This is a genomic window from Streptomyces sp. P17 (genome assembly GCF_032436805.1).
Taxonomy (GTDB): Bacteria; Actinomycetota; Actinomycetes; order Streptomycetales; family Streptomycetaceae; genus Streptomyces.
In genome coordinates, this window is the sequence record NZ_JAVRBF010000245.1 from 1 (window position 1) to 645 (window position 645).

The 645-nt window shown below is 37.8% G+C and carries 2 protein-coding genes; one reads left to right on the forward strand and one right to left on the reverse strand.

The window, feature by feature from the left end:
* Positions 1 to 232: hypothetical protein (locus RMT89_RS40650; protein WP_315888778.1), on the reverse strand; the 232-nt coding region annotated here is incomplete at its 3' end.
* A 177-nt stretch (positions 233 to 409) separates the two neighbouring features.
* On the opposite strand from RMT89_RS40650, the gene RMT89_RS40655 reads away from it, so the two are divergent.
* Positions 410 to 645: hypothetical protein (locus tag RMT89_RS40655; RefSeq protein WP_315888779.1), on the forward strand; the 236-nt coding region annotated here is incomplete at its 3' end.

The window sequence follows — 645 nt, forward strand, 5'->3', positions numbered from 1 at the left end:
CCCCTTTATGCGACTTTGAAACAGACAATGTGGAATCTCTGAAAATATCAGCCATAGGCTTACCGTATAGGTAAGCCAGTTCTTTAATTTTTTTATACTCAATATCGTTCACACGAACCTTCATTTCATTAGTTCGCTTTATTTGTTTTTTGTTTTCTTCAATAACGTCAATGTATTTTCTCCTTTTTTGTTTTTTTGGTTTTGGGGGTTTGATGGGGGCTTGCCCCCTCACCAGCAGTGTAGTCCCCGGAGGGGACGGAACGGTGTGCTGGCTTCACCAATACTATTATTATAACATATTTTTAATTTACCCATTTTGGGTTTTAGCCATGGTGTTGAAAGTGGTAGATAGATCAAAGTTTACCAAGGTGCTATAATGCCATTGACACGAATCAAGCGGGGAAGGACGATGGTTGAGAATAAACGGGTCGGTTTAATAATTATTATAGTATCAGGCTTTTCAATTTTAGCTTGGATACTCCTTTCTTCAAATTATTATCCTGATATAGGCTTGCTAGCTAGCTTATACTATGGCATGGATCTTATGGAAATAAGTTTTTCCCATTCCTTCTTCCACGAAACACCTTTCTGTGATATTTCAGGCTACCAGCCTGATTGTATTGAGTTAGTAATAAAAGCCAAGTA